Origin of the sequence: Sphingomonas panni (genome assembly GCF_022664435.1) — a bacterium.
Lineage (GTDB): Bacteria > Pseudomonadota > Alphaproteobacteria > Sphingomonadales > Sphingomonadaceae > Sphingomonas > Sphingomonas panni.
This window is the reverse complement of sequence record NZ_JAKREU010000006.1, coordinates 123,002-143,144: the sequence shown is the minus strand read 5'-3', so window position 1 is coordinate 143,144 and position 20,143 is coordinate 123,002. Positions and strand designations below refer to the sequence as shown.

At 67.1% G+C, this 20,143-nt stretch carries 17 protein-coding genes and 1 tRNA gene; 6 read left to right on the top strand and 12 right to left on the bottom strand.

The genetic code is table 11. The annotated features are described in order from the left end of the window. Position 1: 1 nt before the first annotated feature. Positions 2-751 carry a queuosine precursor transporter gene (locus MF609_RS12960; RefSeq protein ID WP_242416711.1) on the bottom strand — a complete coding sequence of 250 codons (750 nt, stop codon included), beginning with the start codon at positions 749-751 and terminating at the stop codon, positions 2-4. A gap of 56 nt (positions 752-807) precedes the next feature. Between MF609_RS12960 and MF609_RS12955 the strand changes: the two genes are divergently transcribed. Beyond that, a tRNA-Arg gene (locus MF609_RS12955) sits at positions 808-884 on the top strand. A gap of 195 nt (positions 885-1,079) precedes the next feature. On the opposite strand, the gene MF609_RS12950 is transcribed toward MF609_RS12955, so the two are convergent. The 3 genes from MF609_RS12950 to MF609_RS12940 form a co-directional block, all read right to left on the bottom strand. Next, the gene (locus tag MF609_RS12950) at positions 1,080-2,024 is read right to left on the bottom strand and encodes a 3-keto-disaccharide hydrolase (protein WP_242416710.1); all 945 of its coding nucleotides are present in this window, start codon (positions 2,022-2,024) and stop codon (positions 1,080-1,082) included. A 194-nt stretch (positions 2,025-2,218) separates the two neighbouring features. After that, positions 2,219-3,589, bottom strand: a complete 1,371-nt coding sequence (locus MF609_RS12945) for a sensor histidine kinase (protein ID WP_336944602.1) — start codon at positions 3,587-3,589, stop codon at positions 2,219-2,221. A gap of 40 nt (positions 3,590-3,629) precedes the next feature. Next, positions 3,630-4,295: a response regulator gene (locus MF609_RS12940; protein ID WP_242416709.1), complete on the bottom strand. Its 666-nt coding sequence runs from the start codon at positions 4,293-4,295 to the stop codon at positions 3,630-3,632. 96 nt (positions 4,296-4,391) lie between these two features. Between MF609_RS12940 and MF609_RS12935 the strand changes: the two genes are divergently transcribed. From MF609_RS12935 to MF609_RS12915, 5 genes are read left to right on the top strand one after another with little or no spacing between them, the layout of a single operon-like run. Further along, the gene (locus MF609_RS12935) at positions 4,392-5,462 is read left to right on the top strand and encodes an ABC transporter substrate-binding protein (protein WP_242416708.1); all 1,071 of its coding nucleotides are present in this window, start codon (positions 4,392-4,394) and stop codon (positions 5,460-5,462) included. Then, positions 5,459-6,940 carry an OprO/OprP family phosphate-selective porin gene (locus tag MF609_RS12930; protein WP_242416707.1) on the top strand — a complete coding sequence of 494 codons (1,482 nt, stop codon included), beginning with the start codon at positions 5,459-5,461 and terminating at the stop codon, positions 6,938-6,940. Before MF609_RS12935 ends, MF609_RS12930 begins: the two co-directional genes overlap by 4 nt. Before the next feature lie 21 nt (positions 6,941-6,961). Continuing rightward, a complete protein-coding gene (locus MF609_RS12925; protein ID WP_242416706.1) occupies positions 6,962-8,263 on the top strand; it encodes a CitMHS family transporter in 1,302 nt (433 codons plus the stop codon). A gap of 4 nt (positions 8,264-8,267) precedes the next feature. Further along, positions 8,268-8,912, top strand: coding sequence for a YjbE family putative metal transport protein (locus MF609_RS12920; protein ID WP_242416705.1), 645 nt, complete (start codon positions 8,268-8,270; stop codon positions 8,910-8,912). Between the two features lie 16 nt (positions 8,913-8,928). Further along, positions 8,929-9,639, top strand: a complete 711-nt coding sequence (locus MF609_RS12915) for an alpha/beta fold hydrolase (protein ID WP_242416704.1) — start codon at positions 8,929-8,931, stop codon at positions 9,637-9,639. Here the strand turns inward: MF609_RS12915 and MF609_RS12910 are convergent. From MF609_RS12910 to MF609_RS12875, 8 genes are all read right to left on the bottom strand, one after another. Further along, complete coding sequence (locus tag MF609_RS12910) at positions 9,588-11,165, bottom strand: alkaline phosphatase D family protein (protein WP_242416703.1); 1,578 nt, start codon at positions 11,163-11,165, stop codon at positions 9,588-9,590. The two genes, MF609_RS12915 and MF609_RS12910, sit on opposite strands and share 52 nt — an antisense overlap. A gap of 23 nt (positions 11,166-11,188) precedes the next feature. Continuing rightward, positions 11,189-14,023 (bottom strand): TonB-dependent receptor, encoded by a 2,835-nt coding sequence (locus MF609_RS12905; protein ID WP_242416702.1) that lies wholly within the window; start codon positions 14,021-14,023, stop codon positions 11,189-11,191. Between the two features lie 56 nt (positions 14,024-14,079). Further along, positions 14,080-15,000, bottom strand: a complete 921-nt coding sequence (locus MF609_RS12900; RefSeq protein WP_242416701.1) for a FecR family protein — start codon at positions 14,998-15,000, stop codon at positions 14,080-14,082. Further along, complete coding sequence (locus tag MF609_RS12895) at positions 14,973-15,512, bottom strand: RNA polymerase sigma factor (protein WP_242416700.1); 540 nt, start codon at positions 15,510-15,512, stop codon at positions 14,973-14,975. Before MF609_RS12895 ends, MF609_RS12900 begins: the two co-directional genes overlap by 28 nt. Positions 15,513-15,697: 185 nt before the next feature. Then, positions 15,698-16,084, bottom strand: coding sequence for a response regulator (locus MF609_RS12890; protein ID WP_242416699.1), 387 nt, complete (start codon positions 16,082-16,084; stop codon positions 15,698-15,700). Further along, complete coding sequence (locus MF609_RS12885) at positions 16,077-19,526, bottom strand: CheR family methyltransferase (protein ID WP_242416698.1); 3,450 nt, start codon at positions 19,524-19,526, stop codon at positions 16,077-16,079. Before MF609_RS12885 ends, MF609_RS12890 begins: the two co-directional genes overlap by 8 nt. Next, the gene (locus MF609_RS12880; protein ID WP_242416697.1) at positions 19,519-19,692 is read right to left on the bottom strand and encodes a hypothetical protein; all 174 of its coding nucleotides are present in this window, start codon (positions 19,690-19,692) and stop codon (positions 19,519-19,521) included. Before MF609_RS12880 ends, MF609_RS12885 begins: the two co-directional genes overlap by 8 nt. Positions 19,693-19,698: 6 nt before the next feature. Further along, positions 19,699-20,076 (bottom strand): PAS domain-containing protein, encoded by a 378-nt coding sequence (locus MF609_RS12875; protein ID WP_242416696.1) that lies wholly within the window; start codon positions 20,074-20,076, stop codon positions 19,699-19,701. Positions 20,077-20,143 lie beyond the last annotated feature (67 nt).

The window sequence follows — 20,143 nt, the reverse complement described above, 5'->3', positions numbered from 1 at the left end:
CTCACCGCGACCGACGCTCTCCCTCAAAGGGCGAGAAGTCGGTCGCGGTATCGAACACCTCGACGCCCTCGCGCCGCTTCAGCCAGCCGACCACGGCATAGGTGACCGGCGTCAACACCATCTCCCACGCGACCTTCATCGCCCAGTTGGTGATCATCACCGTCGCCACCTGCTGCGTCGGCCAGACATGCAGGAACGCCAGCGGATAGAAGATCGCGCTGTCGACCGCCTGCCCCACCACCGTCGACCCGATCGTCCGCGTCCACAGCGCCCTGCCCCGTGTCCAGACCTTCATCCGGGCGAGGACATAGGCGTTGACGAACTCCCCCGCCCAGAAGGCTGCGATCGACGCGAAGACGATCCGCGGCACCTGCCCGAACACCGCTTCATAGGCGCCTTGGCCCGTCCAGTCGGCGGCGGGCGGCATCGCGACCACCGCCCATGCCATGAATGCCATGAAGAGGAGCGCCGCGAACCCGACCCAAATGCACCGCCGCGCCCGGTCATAGCCATAGACCTCGGTCAGCACGTCGCCCAGGACATAGGATACCGGAAAGAACAGGATGCCCGCCCCGAACATGAACGGCGTACCGCCGACGTCCAGCGCCGCCACCTTTCCCGCACCGATGATATTGGACAGCAGCAGGATCGTCACGAACGCCGCCATCACCAGATCGAAATGGCGAAAATGCTGCCCCGATACGGTTCCGCCGTCGATACGGTCGAGGGTCTGGTCGAACGGTTCGTGCATGGCATCGTTATGATAGCGGTTCCGCTTTGCCGCAATGCACGCTAACGAAGCGGCGGGCACCCGTAGCTCAGCTGGATAGAGCAAGGAGCTTCTACCTCCTTGGTCGGGGGTTCGAATCCCTCCGGGTGCGCCATTACTTTTTCATTTATTGCATATAACGGAGCAACTTAGCTTTGCCGGACGCTTCTCGGTCCAGCCGTTTGTTCCCACATTCAAATTGGGATTGAGGCGAATGGCGGCGAGCAAGCCCGGCTGTTGCCGAATGACGCAAGGCAGCACAGCGCCCCCGATATCGGACGCTGCAGGCTCGCGCTCACCCTCCTCCTGACTACTGCGCCGATGCTTCCACGATCCGGGGAAGCGTCCGAATCGGCTCGACGGTGATGTGGCGAAACCACGTCTCCGCCCCTTCGGACTGCAACTGAATCTTCCCGTGCGTCAGCGGCCGTCGTACGCCGTCGGCGTCGATCGTAGCCAGGTCCCGCACCTCGGCAACGGGAACGCCATTCACGACATGCACCGCACGATCGCCGACGACGTACAGGTCCAGCGTGTTCCATTCGCCGACCGGCCGCTCCGCATCGGTGGCGGCTTCGGCATTCCAGGTCGGCGTGCCGTTGACGATGTCGACTTCCCGGCCGCCAAGCCCGAACCGGAGATGCGGCGCGATGATCGTCGGATCGAAAGCGACGTCGGTATGACCGCGTAGCTTGCCGCCGACGGCTACGATCATGCCGGTCGATCCGGTCATGATCTCGAACTCCGCCGATGGACGCCACGTGCCGAACACCTCCCCCGGCGCCCCGTGCGTATGATAGAGCAAGCCATTGTTGCGTGGCTGCTTTTCACGCGGTGCCCACGTTCTCGATCCCCATTTAAATTGCAGCCGAAGGTGATAGTCGCGTAGGTCCGCCTCGTGGACCAGGCTTCCCCAGGTCTGCCCTTTCACCCATAGCGCCGGCGCGCCGTCGACCGATCGGACCGCGAAATCGCCATCGGTCGACCGGCTTACGCCGACCGGCTTCATGGGCGGGCTTGCCTGATAGGTGACCGACGGGTCCGCATAGCCGAGCCAAGGGGTCCAGCCATTGAGGCTTCGCCCGTCGAACAATGCGACCGCCTTGCCCGTCGGCTTGGGGATGTCGACCAATTCCAGCCGTTGCGGGGTGGCTACACGGTCTCCCGCGATCGCACGCGCCTGCTCCCTGCTATCCTGCGCCATCGCGGCGTTGCCCAGTGTCGCAACGGCAATCAGTGCCAGCTTGAAGCGCATGTCCAACCCTCTCCCTGTCGCTGCTGAATCAGCGACTTACGGCTGAATATAGCCTGGTATCGCTATCACGTGAACCTCGATTGCCGGTGCCTGACCTGCACCCTCCCGAGCGGTCCATCGACTATGACCGCCTTGTCCCGCAACGTCATGACTATGGCTATGGCCACGGCAAGCCCGGTCGCAACGGCGCACGATCAGAACCGCAGTGTGACGCGCAGGCCGGGTTGCGTGTTACGGAAGTCGATATTCCCGCCGAGGCGCTGCACTGCGGAGCGGACGATGGCTAGGCCCAGCCCGCTGCCGTCTTTCCCCGCGCTCGTCGACAGGCGCAGGAAGCGCTGGCCGACCCGGTCGACATCGGCATCGGGCAGGCCGGGACCGTCATCGGCCACCGCTATCGATACCGTTCCCGCGTCCTCCCCGATGACGATCGCGACCATGCCGCCGTTGCGGTTGTAGCGGATGGCATTGTCGACGAGGTTCGACAGAATCTCGACCAGCAGCGTGCGATGGCTCGCGATGACGACAGGCCCCTCCGGCGCATCGAGATGGAGGTCGACCCCCGCCTCGATCGCCTGCCCGATCCGTCGGCCAATGACCCCCACGGCCACCTCGCGCAGGTCGACCCGCTCACGGGGTGGTGAGACTCCTGCTTCATCGGCGCGGGCCAGGGCAAGAAGTTGCGTGACGAGCCGTTCGAGCCGGTCGGCCGCATCCGCGATTTCGCCGAGCGCGCCCGGATCGCCGCGCCGGGCGAGCGCGACCTGTACCTTCAGGACGGCCAGCGGCGTTCGCATCTGATGCGATGCGTCGGCGGTGAAGCGGCGTATCCCGGCCGTCGCATTGTCGAGCCGGGCCAGAAGGTGGTCGAACGCGTCGGCGAGCGGCACCAGTTCGATCGGCAGCGGCCCGGTGTCGAGCGGCGAGAGGTCGGGGGTCGCGCGCGTGTCGCGCGCCGCCACTGCGGTCCGCAACCGGGCGAGCGGACGCAGGCTCCAACCGAGCGCAGGGCGAATCAGCAGCATGGCGACGCCGACCAGCAATATCTCCCCCAGCAGCAGCGCGACCAGCAGCCGGCGTTGCAGCGCGTGGCGGCCGTCCAGCGTCTCGGCGACCTGCACGATCACCGGCCGGTCGATGCGGGGCAGGTCGCGGCGGACCTCGGCGATGCGGATCGGCTGGTCGCGATAGCTGGCATAGCGGAAGCGCGGGGTATCGATCGCGAGGTCGGCGATGCGCGGCGCGGACAGGTCGGCATAGCCGGTCAGCAGGCGGTCGCCGACCGCGATCCGGTAATAGACATTGTCGCGCTCGCTATTCTCCAACATGCCGAAGGCGGCGGCCGGCAGGTCCATCGTCACCTCGCCCCGTTCGACCTGCACCGTCTCCGCCACCGCCCCCAATGCGCCGCCCAGCACCCGGTCGTTGGTCCGCCGCACGACATCGGCGATCAGCGTCGCGCCGGCCAGCCCGAGCAGCACCGCGATGCCGAGCAGCGGGGCGAGCATTGCTGCCAGCAGCCGCGTGCGCAGCGCCAGCGCGCGACCACGGGGTGCTTGCGTCACGGTGCCGAATTCGCCGTCGGGCGGATTCTCGAAAGAGCCTTCAACCGGCATCGAGCAGATAGCCGACGCCGCGCACGGTGCGGATCGCGGGACCATCGGGCGCCAGCTTGCCGCGCAGCCGGGTGATGTTCACCTCGATCGCATTCGGCCCGACCGGTTCGTCGAAGCCGAACACTTCGGATTGCAGCGTTTCGCGCGGCACGATCTGCCCGGCGCGGGCGGCGAGCGCGTCCAGCACCGCCCATTCGCGCCGGCGCAGGTCGAGCGGGCGGCCGGCAACCTGCGCCTGTCCGGTCGAGCGGTTGAGAACGAGCGAGCCGATGACCAGCTCCGGCGTCGGATCGCCGCCGCGCCGCCGCCCCAGCGCCCGGATGCGCGCCTCCAGCTCCTCGGGTGCGAAGGGCTTGCGCAGATAATCGTCGGCACCGAGGTCCAGCCCGCGCACCCGGTCGTCCAGCGCATCACGGGCCGTCAGCATCAGCACCGGCACCTTGTCGCCGCGCCGCCGCAGCGCCTGCAACACGGCAAAGCCGTCGAGACCGGGCAGCCCGACATCGAGAACGACGAGCGCATAGGGTTCGTCCGCCAACACCATCAACGCGTCCTCGCCCCCGGCGACGTGATCGACCGCATGCCCCGCACCGCGCAACAGCGCGACGATGCCGCGCAACAGCGCCGCGTCGTCCTCCACGATCAATATCCGCATCGAATTTCCCTGCGGTGAAAGGCGGATGACAGGTTCGAGCGGTACGACATGTCCCGTGCTTACCCGAACCGAGAGACGGGAAGCGAGAGGACTTGCATGAAACATCTCCTGATCCTGTTGGCCGTACTGGTCGGCCTGTCCGGGCCGGCGGCGGCGCAGCGCCCGGCGGGATATCCCCGCTCCTATGACGCGCTGATCGCGGCGGCGCGTGCCGAGGGCGGCGTGCGCGTCTATGGCAATGCCGATGCGACGGCGATGGCCCCGCTGATCGCGGCCTTCCGGCGAGCCTATCCCGGGGTCGCCGTCCGGTACGACGATCTCGAATCGCGCGAAATCTATCGCCGGGTGGTCGTCGAGACCCGCACGCGGGCACCGGGCGCGGACCTCATCTGGTCGTCGGGCATGGATCTGCAGGCCAAGCTCATTAACGACGGCTATGCGCAAGCCTATCAAAGCCCGGAAAAGCCCGCCCTGCCCGCCAATGCGGTGTGGAAGAACATGGGCTATGGCGTTACCGCCGAACCGGTCGCCTTCGTCTATAACCGCCGGCTGATCCCGCCCGGCCGCGTGCCCCGTACGCATGAGGCGTTCGAGGCGCTGTTGCGCGCCGGTCGGGTGCCGCTGACCGGTAAGGTCGCGACCTACGACCCCGCACGGTCCAATGTCGGCTATCTCTACCTGACGCAGGACCATGCCATCACCCGCGATACGCGGTCGCTGGTACAGGCAATGGCGGCGACCCGGCCTTGGCTGTCGCCGACGACCGAACCGATGCTGGAGGCGGTCGCCGAGGGGCGCATCGCCATCGCCTATAACGTGGTCGGCCCCTATGCCCTGACCGCCGCGAAGCGCGACCCGCGGATCGGCGTAGTCTTTCCCCGCGACTATACGCTGGTCGCCTCGCGCGTCGCCTTCATCGCCCGTGACGCCTGGCGGCCGGCGGCGGCGAAGCTGTTCCTCGATTTCCTCCTGAGCCGCACCGGGCAGACGCTGCTGGCGCAGCAATGGCTGTTGCCGGTGCGCAGCGACGTGCGTGCGCCCCGCCTGTCGGCGCAGCAGCAACGACCGATCCGCGTCGGACCCGAACTTCTCGTCAATCTCGATACGATCAAGCGCCGCCGCTTCCTGGCCGACTGGCGCGCGATCCTTTCCGAAGGAATCCAATGATGAAGCTGTTCCATAGCGGTTGCGCGCTGGTCGCGCTGGTCGCCGCCTCCCCGGCACTGGCGCAGACGCCGAGCGCCGCCGAACTGGCCGAACTGGTCCGGGCGCAGGCCGCCGAAATCGCGACGCTGCGCGCCCGGCTCGACCGGCTGGAAGGGGCGAGCTCTGCCGTTTCGGCCGCCCCCGCAGCGCCAGCGACGGTCGCGCCGCCCCCGGTCCAGGTCGCGTCGCAGACCGGCGGCAACGTCACCAGCCCGTTCGCGCCGCAACTGGTGCCGCCCGGCCCCGCCGAGCGCGACGTGGCGCAGGCACGACAGGCCAATGCCGCCGGCGTCACCACCGAATGGGGCGCGGGCCTGCCCGTGTTCCATTCGGCCGACGGTATCTACACGTTCAAGCCGCGCGGGCGCATCCTGACCGATGTCAGCTCGACCTTCGGGTCGGACTATACGGCACGCAACATCACGACCACGGGGATGCGCGCACTGCGCCTCGGCCTCGAAGGCGGGGTGGGCACGCATTTCTTCTACCAGTTCGAAAGCGACTTTTCGGAGAATGAGGTCGACATCGTCACCGCGTTCATCGGCTGGCGCAACCGGATCGCGCCGGGCATCGATTACGACGTCCGCGCCGGACACCTGTTCAACGATCGCGGGTTCGAAGGATCGACGGGATCGGATTCGACGCCGTTCATGGAACGCACCGTGGTGTCGACCGCGATCATCCCGCAGCGCGGCTTCTATGGCGTCGGCATCATGCCGCGCCTGTTCTGGAAGACGGGACACGCCTCGCTGACCGTCACCGGCGACCGGATCGACGGCAACCAGTCGGGCAATGACAGCCGCACCGTGCTGGCGCGCGCGCACTGGAACCCGATCAAGACCGGAAACAGCGTCCTGCATCTCGGGCTTTGGGGGTTCGACGAAGGTCTTGCGGCCGGTGCGACGACGCTGACCCGCAACACGGTGATCGGCGGGCGGTTCAACGGCGCGCTGCGCGTGTCTTCAGGCGCGCTGACCGGTGGGACGGGCACTACCGGCTACGGTCTCGAACTCGGCGGCTATGTCGGCCCGGTGTGGCTGATGGGCGAAGCCGGGCAGCGTCACGCACGCCTCGATGCCGGTCGTCCCGATTTCGTCAGCAAGGCTTGGAGCCTGTCGGGCGGATGGTTCGTCACCGGCGACCTGCCGCCCTACAACCCGCGTCTGGGCAGTTTCGGCCAGCCGAGGGTGCTGCGCCCGATCTTCGAAGGCGGACCCGGCGCGATCGAGCTGACCGCGCGCTACGAAAATCTCGACTATTCTGACCTGCTGACCGGTGGGCAGGGCTGGGCCGCGACGCTGGGAGCCAACTGGTATCTCAACAGCTTCACCCGGTTCCAGTTCAACGTCGTCCACTGGAACACCGACAACCGCGCCGGCGCCTATGTCGGCCCCGATGACGGGCAGACCGTCATGACCCGCGTCGCCGTCACCTTCTGATCCCCCCTTCGGGAGCAAACCATGAACCTCGCGCTGCTCGGCTTCCTGATGGTGGCCACCTTCATGACGCTCATCATGACCAAGCGGATGACCCCGCTGGTCGCGCTGATTACCGTCCCCACCGCCTTTGCCCTGTTCGCCGGTTTCGCCGGCGGTCTGGGCGACATGATGATCGACGGGATCAAGAACCTCGCGCCGACCGGCGTGATGCTGTTGTTCGCGATCCTGTTCTTTTCGATCATGACCGATACCGGGCTGTTCGATCCACTGGTCAACCGGCTGCTGAAGGTCGTGCATGGCGACCCGTTGCTGATCCTGATCGGGACGGTGGTGCTGTGCGCGATCGTCAGCCTCGATGGCGATGGTTCCACGACCTATATCATCACCATCGCGGCGCTGCTGCCGCTCTACAAGCGCTACGACATGAACCGGCTGTATCTCTGCTGCCTGTTGATGTCGACGAGCGGGGTCATGAACCTGACACCATGGGGCGGGCCGACTGCGCGCGCCGCCAGTGCGCTGAAGCTCGATCCGGCCACGCTGTTCCTGCCGCTGATCCCCGGCATGATCGCCGGCCTCGCCTTCCTGATCGCGCTGGCGGTGTGGTTCGGCCGCAAGGAACGCCGCCGCATCGGGCATGTCAAGGCGAACGGCCCGACCGCCTTCACCGGCATGGCCGTGTCGCAGTTCCCGGAAGCGCGCCGCTATCACCTGCGCTGGTTCAACGGCGCGCTGACGCTGGCGCTGATCGTCGGGCTGGTCGTCGGGCTGTTGCCGCTGTCGGTGCTGATGATGCTGGCCTTCGCCATCGCGATGATCGTCAACTATCCGCAGGTCGCCGAACAGAAGGAACGCATCGCCGCCCATGCCGGCAACGTCCTGTCGGTCGTGTCGCTGATCTTCGCCGCCGGCATCTTTACCGGCATCCTGTCGGGCACCGGCATGGTCGAGGCGATGAGCAAGGAGGTCGTCGGCTTCATCCCGCCGGCGATGGGGCCGTACATGGCGCCGATCACCGCGCTGCTCAGCCTGCCCTTCACCTTCTTCATTTCCAACGACGCCTTTTATTTCGGGATGCTGCCGATCCTGGCCGAGGCCGGCGCGCATTACGGCGTCGAGCCGATCGCGATCGCCCGTGCGTCGCTGATGGGACAGCCGGTCCATCTGCTCAGCCCGCTGGTGCCCTCGACCTATCTGCTGGTCAGCCTGGCCGGGATCGACCTCGCCGATCACCAGCGGTTCACGCTGATCCCGGCGACCGTGGTCTGCGTCGTGATGACGCTGGTCGGAATGGTCGTGCTCGCCTTTCCGTTCGTGAGCTGAGCGCGTGGTCGAACTCTGGAACCATATCGTCACCGATTTCGCCAATATCGGCAGCCCCTCCGCCCTCGCGGCCTTCGGACAGGTGGTGCTGATCGACGTGATGCTGGCCGCCGACAACGCCATCGTCGTCGGCGCGCTGGCCGCGGGATTGCCGGCGGACATGCGGCGCAAGGTCATCCTGATCGGGGTCGGCGCGGCGCTGTTGCTGCGCGTCGCCTTTGCCTTGCTGGTCACGCAGCTGCTGCAGGTGACCGGTCTCGTCTTCGCCGGCGGGTTGCTGCTGGTGTGGGTCGCGTGGAAGATGTGGCGCGAGCTGCGCGGCGAAGCGGGCGAGGATGCGGTGGTGCAGGTCGCGCCGCGCAGCTTCGCCAGTGCCGCCTGGGCCGTCGCGGTCGCCGATGTGTCGATGAGCCTCGACAATGTGCTGGCGGTGGCGGGCGCGGCGCGGGACCATCCCGGCATCCTCGCCATCGGGCTGATCCTGTCGGTCGCGCTGATGGGCGTGGCGGCGAACGTGCTGGCGCGGGTGATCGAGCGCTATCGCTGGGTCGCCTATGTCGGCCTTGCCGTCATCCTCTATGTCGCGTGCCGGATGATCGTCGAGGGACTGACCGATCCGGCGCGCGGTGTCCTGACCCTCTTTGCCTGATCTTGCAGGAGCATCCATGAATCAGTCAACGATACCGCTCGTCCTGCTGCCCGCCATGGGCTGCGACGGCCAACTCTGGGCGCGGCAGGTCGTCGACCTCGGCGATGTCGCCCATCCCGAATTGGGCGACCTGACCGTCGACGACACCCTTGCCGCCATGGCCGCGCGGGTGCTGGCGCACGCCCCGCCGCGCATGGCGGTGGCCGGGGTCAGCCTCGGCGGCTATGTCGCGCTGGAGATGATCCGGCAGGCGCCGGACCGGATCGCGCGCGTCGCGCTGTTCGGGACGCGCGCGAGCATGGCGATGCGGCCGCGCACGGTCGGCGAACAGGGGCTGCTCGCCACCGCGCCCCATGCCGATCCGATGCTGACCCCGATCGTCAGCGGCCCCGTACAGGCGATGGCCGAACGGGTCGGTGCCGACGTGTTCGAACGGCAGCAGCGCGCGCTGCTCGCCCGGCCCGACCTCGATGCGGCGATCGATGCGGTGCGGGTCCCGACGCTGGTCGCGGTCGGCGACCGCGACCGCATCTGCCGGGTGGAGGATGCGCGGGCGCTGGCGGATCGCATCCCCGGTGCCCGCTTCCACGTCCTGCGCAATTGCGGCCACCTCTCCCCCATGGAACGGTCGGGCGAGGTGACGATGCTGTTGCGCGAATGGCTGACGGGTTCCGGTCAGGCCGGGATCAGCCCCGGCCGGCCGCGTTCGGACACGAACACCGCATAGTCGGACAGCACGCCGCCGGGGGACGCGACCGTGTCGAGGACCTTCAACTCCCCACGAAAGGCATCGCGGCTCACCTTGCACAGGACGTAGCCGCGCCGGTCGGTCATCGCCTTGATCGCCGGGGTGTGCCGGCGGACGTTGCGGGTAAAATCGTCGGTATCGCCGACCCCGTCGCCGCCCGACGTGATCGACGTCGCCAAATATTCGCTGGAGATCACCCGGCCATCGCCCTGATCGTGGATCAGGTCGCCGGCATAATGGCGATGCGCGTCGCCGCTGACCGTCATCACATTGCCGGGACAATGGTTGGCGATATGCGACAACAGCGCCCGCTGGCTGTGCATATAGCCGGTCCACTGGTCCATCGACGCGACCGGTTCGGCGATGCCGGGCAGGCGATAGTGCATTGCCATCAGCCGCACCTGCTGCGCGATCAGGTTCCAGCGGGCCTCCGACCGGGCAAGTCCGTCGAACAGCCAGCGTTCCTGCACGTGGCCCAGCATCGTACGGTCGGGGGAAAACACCTCCGGTCCCTGCACCAGATCGCCATCGCCCTGTGCCTGGTCCGATCGATATTGCCGGGTATCGAGGAAGAAGGCGTGCATCAGGTCGCCGAACCGCGCGTCGCGGAACATCGCCATCCGCCCGTCGACCGGCATCGACCGCGCCCGCAGCGGCATATGTTCGTAATAGGCTTGCATCGCCATCGCGCGACGCAGCAGGAACAGCGCTGGCGGCGTGCCGTCCTGATCGCAATCGCCGGCCCAGTTATTGTCGACCTCATGATCGTCGAAGCTGACGAACCACGGGGCCGCGGCATGGGCCGCCTGAAGATCGGGGTCCGATTTATACTGGGCGTAGCGCAGCCGATACTGGTCGATGCCGTATGTCTCGCCGCCGATATGGCGGCGGACAGGCGTCACGACATGGCCGCCGATCCGGCGTGGATGCGGTCCACGGTCCGGGCCTTCATAGATATAGTCGCCATAATGGAACACGAAATCGACCGGTTCGGCGGCGATGTGCCGCCATGCGGTGTACAGCCCCTCCTCATAATGCTGGCAGCCGGCGACGACGAACGACAGCCGGTCGAGCCGTGCGTCGGGCAATGGCAGCGTGGCGGCCCGCCCGGTCGCGCTGCGATGGCCACCGCACAGGAACCGATACCAATAGGGACGCGCCGGAGCGAGGCCGGCGACCTCGACATGGACCGAATGCGCCAGTTCGGGATGGGCGATCGTGTCGCCCCGCTGCGCGATGCGGCGGAACCCAGGGTCCTCCGCCACTTCCCAGCGGACCAGTACCGGAGCGGCAACCATGCCCCCGCCCGGCTCCAGCGGTTCGGGCGCGATCCGGGTCCACAGGACGAAGCCCTGCGCATCGGGATCGCCCGACGCGACGCCCAGCGTGAAGGGACTGGCAAGGAAGCCGGGCGCATCCACCAGATTGCGCGGCGCGGCCATCGCCGCCCCTGCCCAGACGAATGGCATGGCGGCGAGCAACCGCCGACGATCGATGACGGTCATGCCGGTCTCCCCCGCCCTGCCGCTCAGCGGATCACGATGTGGAAGAAGGCGGTGCGGCCATAGACGTCGACCTGGCTGACCGACACCGGGTCCTGCCCCATGGCCATGGTCGGCCGCGAATTGAACGCATTGGCCAGTTCATATTTAAACAGCACGCCCGTCGCCACATTGTGCCACAGCGCGGCGTTGACCACGGTCAACGGGGTACGGACACTGTCGTCCTTCGGCCCTGCGCCGATGGTGCGCAGCGCCGTGTTGCGATAGGCAGCCGACAGGCTGAACGCGCCATTGATCTGCGGCAGCTGGACCTTGGCCCCCGTGCTGGCGCTGAACCCCGGCTGGTAGAGCAGGCGATCGATCGTGCGCGTGCCGCTATCGGTCGCATAGCGCATCTGCCCGCGCACCACGGTCGCGTTGGCGAACGGATCGAACCGGACGCCGAGCAGCTTCAGGTCGCGCTGCGACACCTGGAACTCGGCACCGTAGAGCCGCGAGCTTTCGGCGTTCAGCGGCTGGCGGACCGACGTCGCCGCTCCATCGACGATATCGATCGATCGCAGGAAGAAGATGTCGTCGCGGATCCGCTTGGCAAAGGCCGCCACCGCGATCACGCCATTGCGACCGAAATAGCGTTCCAGCCCGACATCGAAATTGTCCGACTGGCGCGGGCGCAAATTGGGGTTGCCCCGGCTGATCGTGCAATCGGTGCCGCCATCGTCGTCGACGCCGCAGGTGACCGATTCCGCCCGCGCGATGTCGCCCGGGATCGGCCGGCCCAGCGTACGACTGTACGACGCGCGCAGCCGCAACCCGTCGCCAAAGTCGTGGGTCGCCTGGAACGAGGGCAGCAGAAACGAATAGCCACCGTGATTGCGTCGCAACTGCGGCTGGATCACGCGGTTCACCGCCACCGGCTGATCCGCCGCGAACGCGACGTGATCGTAGCGCAGGCCGGCGATGAAGCGGCTCGGTCCGGTCGAATAATGGACCGACAGATAGGGCGTCCACAGCCGCTCGACATAGCGATAGTCGCTGATCCGGCTGTTATAGCTGCTGGTCGTGCGATCGATCGCGGTCCGTGGCAACAGGCCGTCGCGCACCGCCGGATAATCGATCCACGGGAACGACACCGGTGACCCGAACGGGCGATAGTCGGGATCGAATAGGTAGGGCGTCATCGACGCCCCACCGCGATAGACCGTCTGGTCGAGGTCGCGGTCGAGGTCGAGCCGCCGCCATTCCAGGCCGGTGACGACACCCATGCCCCTGTCGTCGGGTTCCGCGTTCCATGCATAGTCGAGCCGCGCGTTCGTCAGCGTCTCGTTCGCGCGATGCTCGCTCTGCGTCGCGCCGTTCAGTGCATAGCTGGAACCGAACACCAGCGCCGTGTTGCTGAGCGCGGTCGCGCGCGGGATCTGCCGGCCCTCGTCATCGCCCTCCTCCCAGTCGAGGAACAGGTTGCGGGGCAGCGCGCGCGCGACGATCGATGGCTGTTCGTTGGTGAAGGTCGCCTTGGTATGGCCGACGCGAAGGCGCAACGACGCATCCTCGCCGGTCCAGCCGAGATTGCCGATGCCGCCGAACGTCTTCTTGTCCCAATTGTCGAACCGGAACCGGGTGTAGAGGCTGTTGACGACCGACCGTCCGCCGCTCGGCGTGGTGCCGACGATCGACCGGGCGGTGTAGATGTCGTTCTTGTTCATCGACGACGATTCCCACATGCGGAACCCGAAGCCGAGCAGCGAGGCGCGGATGCCGTCGCCGATATCCCATTCCAGCTTCGCGCTGCTGCCGGCGGTCTGCAACCGGTTGGTATAGCTGCCGAAACTGTGATCGCCTGGGACGACGCGACCGTCCCAGCCGGGTGCGTCGGGTCCGGCGACTTCCTTTCCCTTCGCGTCGAAGAAGGTCTTCACGACCTGCCACCATTTGGCGGAGTTGCGCACGCGGCTCTGATAGCGGGCGGAGAGCGCGATGCCGAACCGGCCATCCGCGCCGAAGCGGTCGGCGAACACGCCCTTGAACCCGCCACCGAAATGCCGCCAGCTCTTTTCGAGCGCGTTGCGGCCATCCGGGCCGCCGAACGCCGAATAGATGCCATAGCTGTCGAGCAGCGCATAACGATGCTTCTGGTCGAGCGGGCTGCGCGAAATGATGTCGATCACTCCGCCGATCGCACCACCATCCTGTTCGGCGGTGAACGTCTTGTACACGTCGGTGCGCTGCGACAGTTCGGCGGGAATGATCTGCAGATTGACCTGCCGCGATCCCTCGCCGTCATTGCCGATCGTTGCGATGCTGATGCCGTCGATCGTCGTCTGGTTAAGGTCGGGCGCGGCGCCGCGAATGATGACGAAGCGCGGCGAATCCCCCTCGTCCTCGGTAGTGACGCCGGGCAGAAACCGCAGCTGTTCCGCGATACCGCCGTCAGGGGCCAGCGTCTCGACATCGTCATAGGGTACGGCGTCGACCGTCGCCTGCTGCGCCCGCTTGGCGATCGCCCGGCTCGGTTCGGTCACCTTGCCGGTCACGACGATATCGTGGTTTGCAACCGGCGCGACGGCCCGCAGCGCCACCATGCGCGGCGTATCGGTTACCACGCGCAGCGGCAGCGTCGCGATCAGCCGGTCGAGCGCGACCCGTGGCGCGAACCGGCCGCGCAGGCCCGAAACGCGCCGCCCCTTCAACGCGTCCTGCGGAAACAGGATTTGGATGCCGGTCGCCCGGCTCCAGTCGTTCAGGGCAGCGGCGGCGTCCTGTGCCGGCACGTCGAAATCGATCTGCCGGCGTTCCTGTGCGCCCGCCGCGACCGGCATGACGATCGATGCGGCCAGCGCCGCGACCAAACCCATTCGCATATTCACCCCCCGGAACGTCGTTACTGTCCGGGAGACGAAGCGCGCTGCGAAACCCGCTACTCCGCTGCGCGCTTTTTTGCGCGCGCGATCAGGATGCGTCCGTCCTGCCGATAGGAGCGCAGGTCGAACGACGCCGCCAGCGCCGCGAGGAAATCGGTCGCGTCGCGCGACGTGAAGCGTCCGCCCAAGCGAATGTCGCCGATGCCCGGATCGGCGATCTGCAGCGGGGTCGTCAGATAACGGTTATAGTCGGCCACGGCCGTTGCCAGCGGCTGATCGGTAAAGGCCAGTTCGCCGCGCAGCCATGCCTCGGCCCGGTCGCGGTCGGCGATGCCGGCGGCCAGCGCCCGTGCTCCGCCGTGATCCACCACCAGCCGCTGCCCCGCCGTCGCACTGGCCCCCGATGCCGTCGCCTGACCGCGCAGCACCAGCATGTCGAGCGCGCCGTCCGACAGTAACCGGGCATTATAGCTGCCGGGCTGGCATTGGACCCGATGGTCGCCGGCACTCAGCGCCACCGCCGGCCCGGTGGCAAATTCCAGCGCCATTTCCCCCTGGTCGAGCCAGAGCTGCCGCGAACCGAATGCCGATCTCCACGCGACCGCCGTGTCGGTATTCAGGTCGAGCCGCAGCCCGTCGTCGCAGCGGATGGTGCGGCGCTCGCCGATCGCCGTCTCCGCCGACGAACGGGCGACGGCACGCGAGCCTACCCCGACCATGCCCAGCGCAAGGACCGCCGACGCCGCCTGCATCCAGCGTCGCCGCGTCATGCCGGTCGCGGTCGCCTGCACCGGCATCGCGCCGCGCGCGCTCCCCAACCGGGACCAGGTGGCCGCGACCTGCGCAAAGGCGGCCGCGTGGCGCGGATCGGCGTCGCGCCAGCGTTCGAACGCCGCGCGATCCCCGGACCCAGAATCGAGTGCGACCAGCCATGCGGCTGCCGCTTCGATCAGGTCCGGTTGCTCCTCACGCGCCATTGTGCCGGCCTATCCTCCGCCGCCGGTTCCGCCAAGTCCGCCGCCGCCCTTGTCAGCAGCACCAGCCCCTTGGTCAGATGTTTTTCCACCGTAGAGACGGACAGGCCGAGCATCTCCGCTATCTCCCGCGTCGAATATCCCTCCAGCAGCCGCATCTGCGTGACCTTGCGGCACTGGCGCGGAAGCCCGGCGATCAGGGCGAGCAACCGGTCCTGCTCGCTCCGTTCCGCCGCGATCATATGCGGATCGGGGCCGTCATCGCGGATCCCGGTCAGGTCGGCGGCGGCGAATTGATCGATGCGGACGACATTCGCGCGGCGCAACCGGTCGAGCGCGAGGTTGCGCACGACCTGAAGCGTGAAGGCAACCGGATTGGCGATCGATCGCCAGCCGCTGACCGTCAATAGCTTCGCATAGGCTTCCTGAACCAGGTCATCGGCCTCACCCGGACCCAGCAGCCGCCCGGCCAGCGCACGATATCGCGCCGCCGACGGCAGGACATTTTCGATCAACCATCGATCATTGTCGCGTAGCCAATTCACCGCGTCCTCCGCAGGGGGCGGCTACCGGTCGGACGTGACAGGGCAAAGACACAGCTTCACGCGAACGCCGGTCGACACCCCGAATGCGTTGCCACGACGCCATACCTTCGGACGAATATCGCGGAGATTGCCGGTGCGGGGAACCGGCCAGCGCCCTATCCCGCCGCCTGCTGCTTGTCGCCGTTCAACGAAGCACACCGGCGGATCGCCTCCGACAGCGTTTCGGGCGCGCTCGGCTTCGGGCAGACCATCGCGCGCGGGTAACGCTGGCGCAGGTCGGCATCGTCGGCATGCCCCGAATGGAAGATCAGCGGCACACCGGCGGCATGGAGCCGGTCGGCCGCCGGGAATACCGTCCCGTCCGCCAGCCGTACGTCCAGCACGGCCGCCGCGAACGCCGCATTGCGGCGTTCGACCGCCTCCTGCGCCTCGACGAGGGTCATGCACGGTCCCTCGACCGCGAAGCCCGCCGCCTCGATCGTCGCCTGCACGTCCAGTGCGATGAACAGCTCGTCCTCCACGAGCAGGACCGGATCAGTCACGCAGCATCACGCCAGCGGGCAACCGAACCTCCAGCCGGAACAGGCCGTCGGCCACGCCCGCGGTCATCGCGCCGCGCAGCTGCCGGACGCTGGTTTCGACCAGGACAGACCCGAAACCGCGCTTCCCCGGCTGGTGGTCGCCCGTGTCCTTCGCATCCTCGGCCCATGTCAATATGATCCCATCTTCCCCAACCTGCCACTGCACATGCAGGCCCCGTTCCCCGTCGCTGCCCAATGCACCATATTTGATCGAGTTGGTTGCCCATTCGTGGAGAATGAGTGCCAACGGCGACAGACAACTTCTGTCGAGTGCAACGACCGGGCCGTCGATTTCGATCCGCGCATGGTCGCGATACGGCGCCAGCGTGGTGGCGACGATATCGTCCAGCCCCACCGCATGGGGCTGTCCGGCGGGCGACGCGAGCGAATGCGCCGCGCCCAGCGCCGCGATCCGGCGGCGGATATCGTCGGCAAAGGTGCGCAGGTCGTCGTGCGAGCGCGCCGCCATGGTAATCATGCCCGCGATCACCGCGAACAGGTTCTTCACGCGGTGGTTCATTTCGCGCAGCATCAGCTCACGCGTTTCGGCCAGCGCATATTCGGGCGTCACATCGATCGACACGCCGACCAGCCGCTGCGGCTTGCTGTTGCCGACGACCCTGCCGAACCCCTTGACCCAGCGCGTCTGCCCGTCGCTGCGGCATACGCGGAACGTGGCCTCGTAATCGCCGCTGCGTTCGATCGCCCGGCGCAGCGATGCCTCGACCTTGGGCAGGTCCTCGGGGTCGATGCGTGCAAGCAGGTTGTCGATCCCCGGCTCAGCGTCCGCGTCCGCGTCCACGTCGAACAGCTGGCGTTCGGCGGGGTCGAGGACCAGTTCGCCGGTTTCCGGGCTATATTCCCAGACGCCGATCCCCGCCGCCTTGATCGCCAGGTCCAGCCGCTCGCGCTCCGCCGCCAGTTGCCGCTCGAGCGCGAGCGCGTCGGTGATCTCGGTCAGGACCAGCGTCGCGCCGTCGATCCGCCCGGTCTGCGTACGATAGGGCAGCACCCGCATCGAAAAGATATGCTCGCCGTCGCTGGTATGCACCCGGCGCTGGACCGGCGCGCCACCGGCGGCGACGGTCCGTGCGTCGTCGAGATGCGCGGCATCCTGCAACCGGTTGGCGACATCGGTCAGCGGACGACCACGATCGGTCGGCTTCAACGGAAAGATGCGCGTGGCGGCATCGGTGTAGCTGCGCACCTTCAGGTCGGCGTCGAGCACGACGACCGCCAGTTCGGTCGATTCATAGAAATTGCGCAGGTCGGAATTGGCGACGGTCAGCTGGTCGACCTTGCTCTTCAATTCGTCATTGACGGTCGACAATTCCTCGTTGGTCGATTGAAGCTCCTCGTTCATCGACATCATTTCTTCGTTGGAGCTCTTCAACTCCTCGTTCGCCGTTTCCAGCTCCTCGATCGCCGAGCGCAGCCGGTGGCGGGTCAGGCGCAGTTCGTCCTCCAGCGCCTCCAGATGATCGTCGCTCGGCTCCAGGTCCTGCAACTCGCCCTGATCGGACGGGACGAACGGCCCGGTATCGCGGAAGACGAACAGCAAGGTGCCGTCGCCCAGCGGATCGCAGATCACCTCGACCGGCTGCGTCCCGTAATCGGTTTCGACCGCGACGTCCCGGGCGATCACCCGGCGGCGTTCGTCGCGCGCCTGTCGCAGCAGCGGGCCGATGACATTGCGCAGGCCCGGCCGGGCGAGGTTCACCGCGCTGCTGCCGCCGGTACGGGTCACCGGAAATTCGAAATAGCGGCTGAGCTTGCCATAGGCGGAGATGATCCCGCCGTCCTGATCGACGATCAGACTGGGCGGCGCATAGCGTTCGACGACACGCCGCGTCGCCAGCGCCTCGCTGCCAAGCGACGCGGTATCGCCGCGCGTGTCGCGTTCGCGCCGCGGGATCGGCTGACGCTGGCTGCCGGGCAGATCGATCGGGTAGCTGGGCGCGCCCGGGCCGCGTTCGAACAACCGGGCCTGCTGGTCGACCGGCTGAAACAGGTGCTCGAACCGCCCGACGCTTTCCGACGGGCCGAGGAAGAGATAGCCGCCGGGACGCAGTGCATAATGCAACAGCGGCAGGACCGCCTGTTGCAGCCGGTCGTCGAAATAGATCAGCAGGTTGCGGCACGACACCAGGTCGATCCGCGAAAAGGGCGGATCCTTGACCAGGCTGTGGCTGGAAAAGCGGATCATGTCGCGGATCGGTGCGGCGATGGTGAACCGTTCCGCATGGGGCACGGTATAGCGTTCGCGCAGTTCCACCGGCACATCGGCCATCGCGGCGGCGGGATAGCTGCCCTCGCGCGCGATCGACAGCATCTGTTCGTCGATATCGGTCGCGAAAATCTGCACCGCCAGCGGCGATCCCGACTTGCGCGCCGCCTCCGCGAACAGCATCGCGATGGTATAGGCTTCCTCGCCGCTGGAACAGCCGGGCACCCAGACGCGGATATCCTCGTCCGCCTGCCGGTCCGCCATCAGCGGTTCGACCACCTGCGTCCTGAGCGTCTCGAACGCGTCGGCGTCGCGGAAGAAGCGCGTGACGTTGATGAGCAGGTCGCGGAACAGCGCCTCGCACTCCGCCGCATCGCTGCGAATACGCGCGAGATAGGCGCGGCCGGTATCGATGCCCAGCACATGCATCCGCCGTTCGACGCGGCGCACCAGCGTCGAGCGCTTATATCCCGAAAAGTCGTGACCGATGGCGGTGCGCAGCACGCGGCACATTTCGTCGACATGGTCGGCGACGACATTGGCTTCGGGTTCGAGCGGTTCGGAGCCGCGCCGCTCGAAGAAGGCCTGCAGACATTGCAGGATTTCGCCCGGCGGCTTGACGAAATCGATCATGCCGGTGCCCACCGCCGACAGCGGCATCCCGTCATAGCGGGCGCTTTCGGGCTGCTGCACGACGCAGACGCCGCCATTTTCCTTGATCGCGCGCAGGCCGGTGGTGCCGTCGGCACCGGTGCCCGACAGGATGACGCAGGCGGCGTTCGCCTGCTGGTCGCCCGCCAGCGACAGGAAGAAATCGTCGATCGGCCGGCGAAGCCCGCGCGGCTGCTGGAAATCCGTCAGTTCCAGCACGCCGTCATGGATGGCGAGGCCGCGCCCCGGCGGGATGATATAGACGGTATCGGCCTCGATCCGCTCCCCGCCCGAGCTTTGCAGCACCGCGAGCGACGTGTTGCGGTCGAGCAGCTGCGCCAACATGCTCTCATGGTTCGGATCGAGATGCTGGACGATGACGAAGGCAAGGCCCGTGGGACGCCGGGCGGGGGCCAGCATCTCGCGCAATGCCTCCAGCCCGCCGGCCGATGCGCCGATGCCGACGACCGGCACCCGCGCCGAGACTGCGGGGAGAGTATCGCCCTGCCGGGCGGCGTCATGCATCGGGGGTGGACTCGAGACCGGCCAGCATCATCTTTGCCTGTGCCACGATCGCGGCACTGTTGGCGATGGTCAGCAGCGTACCCTCGACGACGATGCCGGCATCCCCGGCGATCGGTGCCAGCCGACCGAGCGTGGCGGCGAGCTGTTCGTCATATTCCGCCAGCAATTCGGGCTACGAGCGGCTGACGTCGAACTGCGAAGCGAAGATGTAGCGCGTCTCCCCCTCGTTCGAACGCAGCCGCGACATATAGAGCAGGTTGACGAACGGCGTCCCGTCCTTGCGAAAATTGACGATCGGCGTCCGCACATTGGGCTGCGTCGGCCGGGCAAGAAATTCGCGCAGGCGCGCGCGCGGTTCGATATTGGCCGCGTCGCGTTGCAACAGCCGGCAATTGCGCCCGACCACATCCTCCGGCTCGAACCCGGTCAGGCGGCTGAAGGGCGTGTTGACCAGCACCAGATGATTGTCGCCCTCCGCAGCGGCGAGCGCGAGCGCGACCCGCGACTGCTCGAAATATTCGACAATGGGACGAGGGACGTCAGACGACACGCATATTCCGATTCATACAGATCAGGCTTCGATTACCCGTAAAACTTGATCCATAACAAGCTTTCAA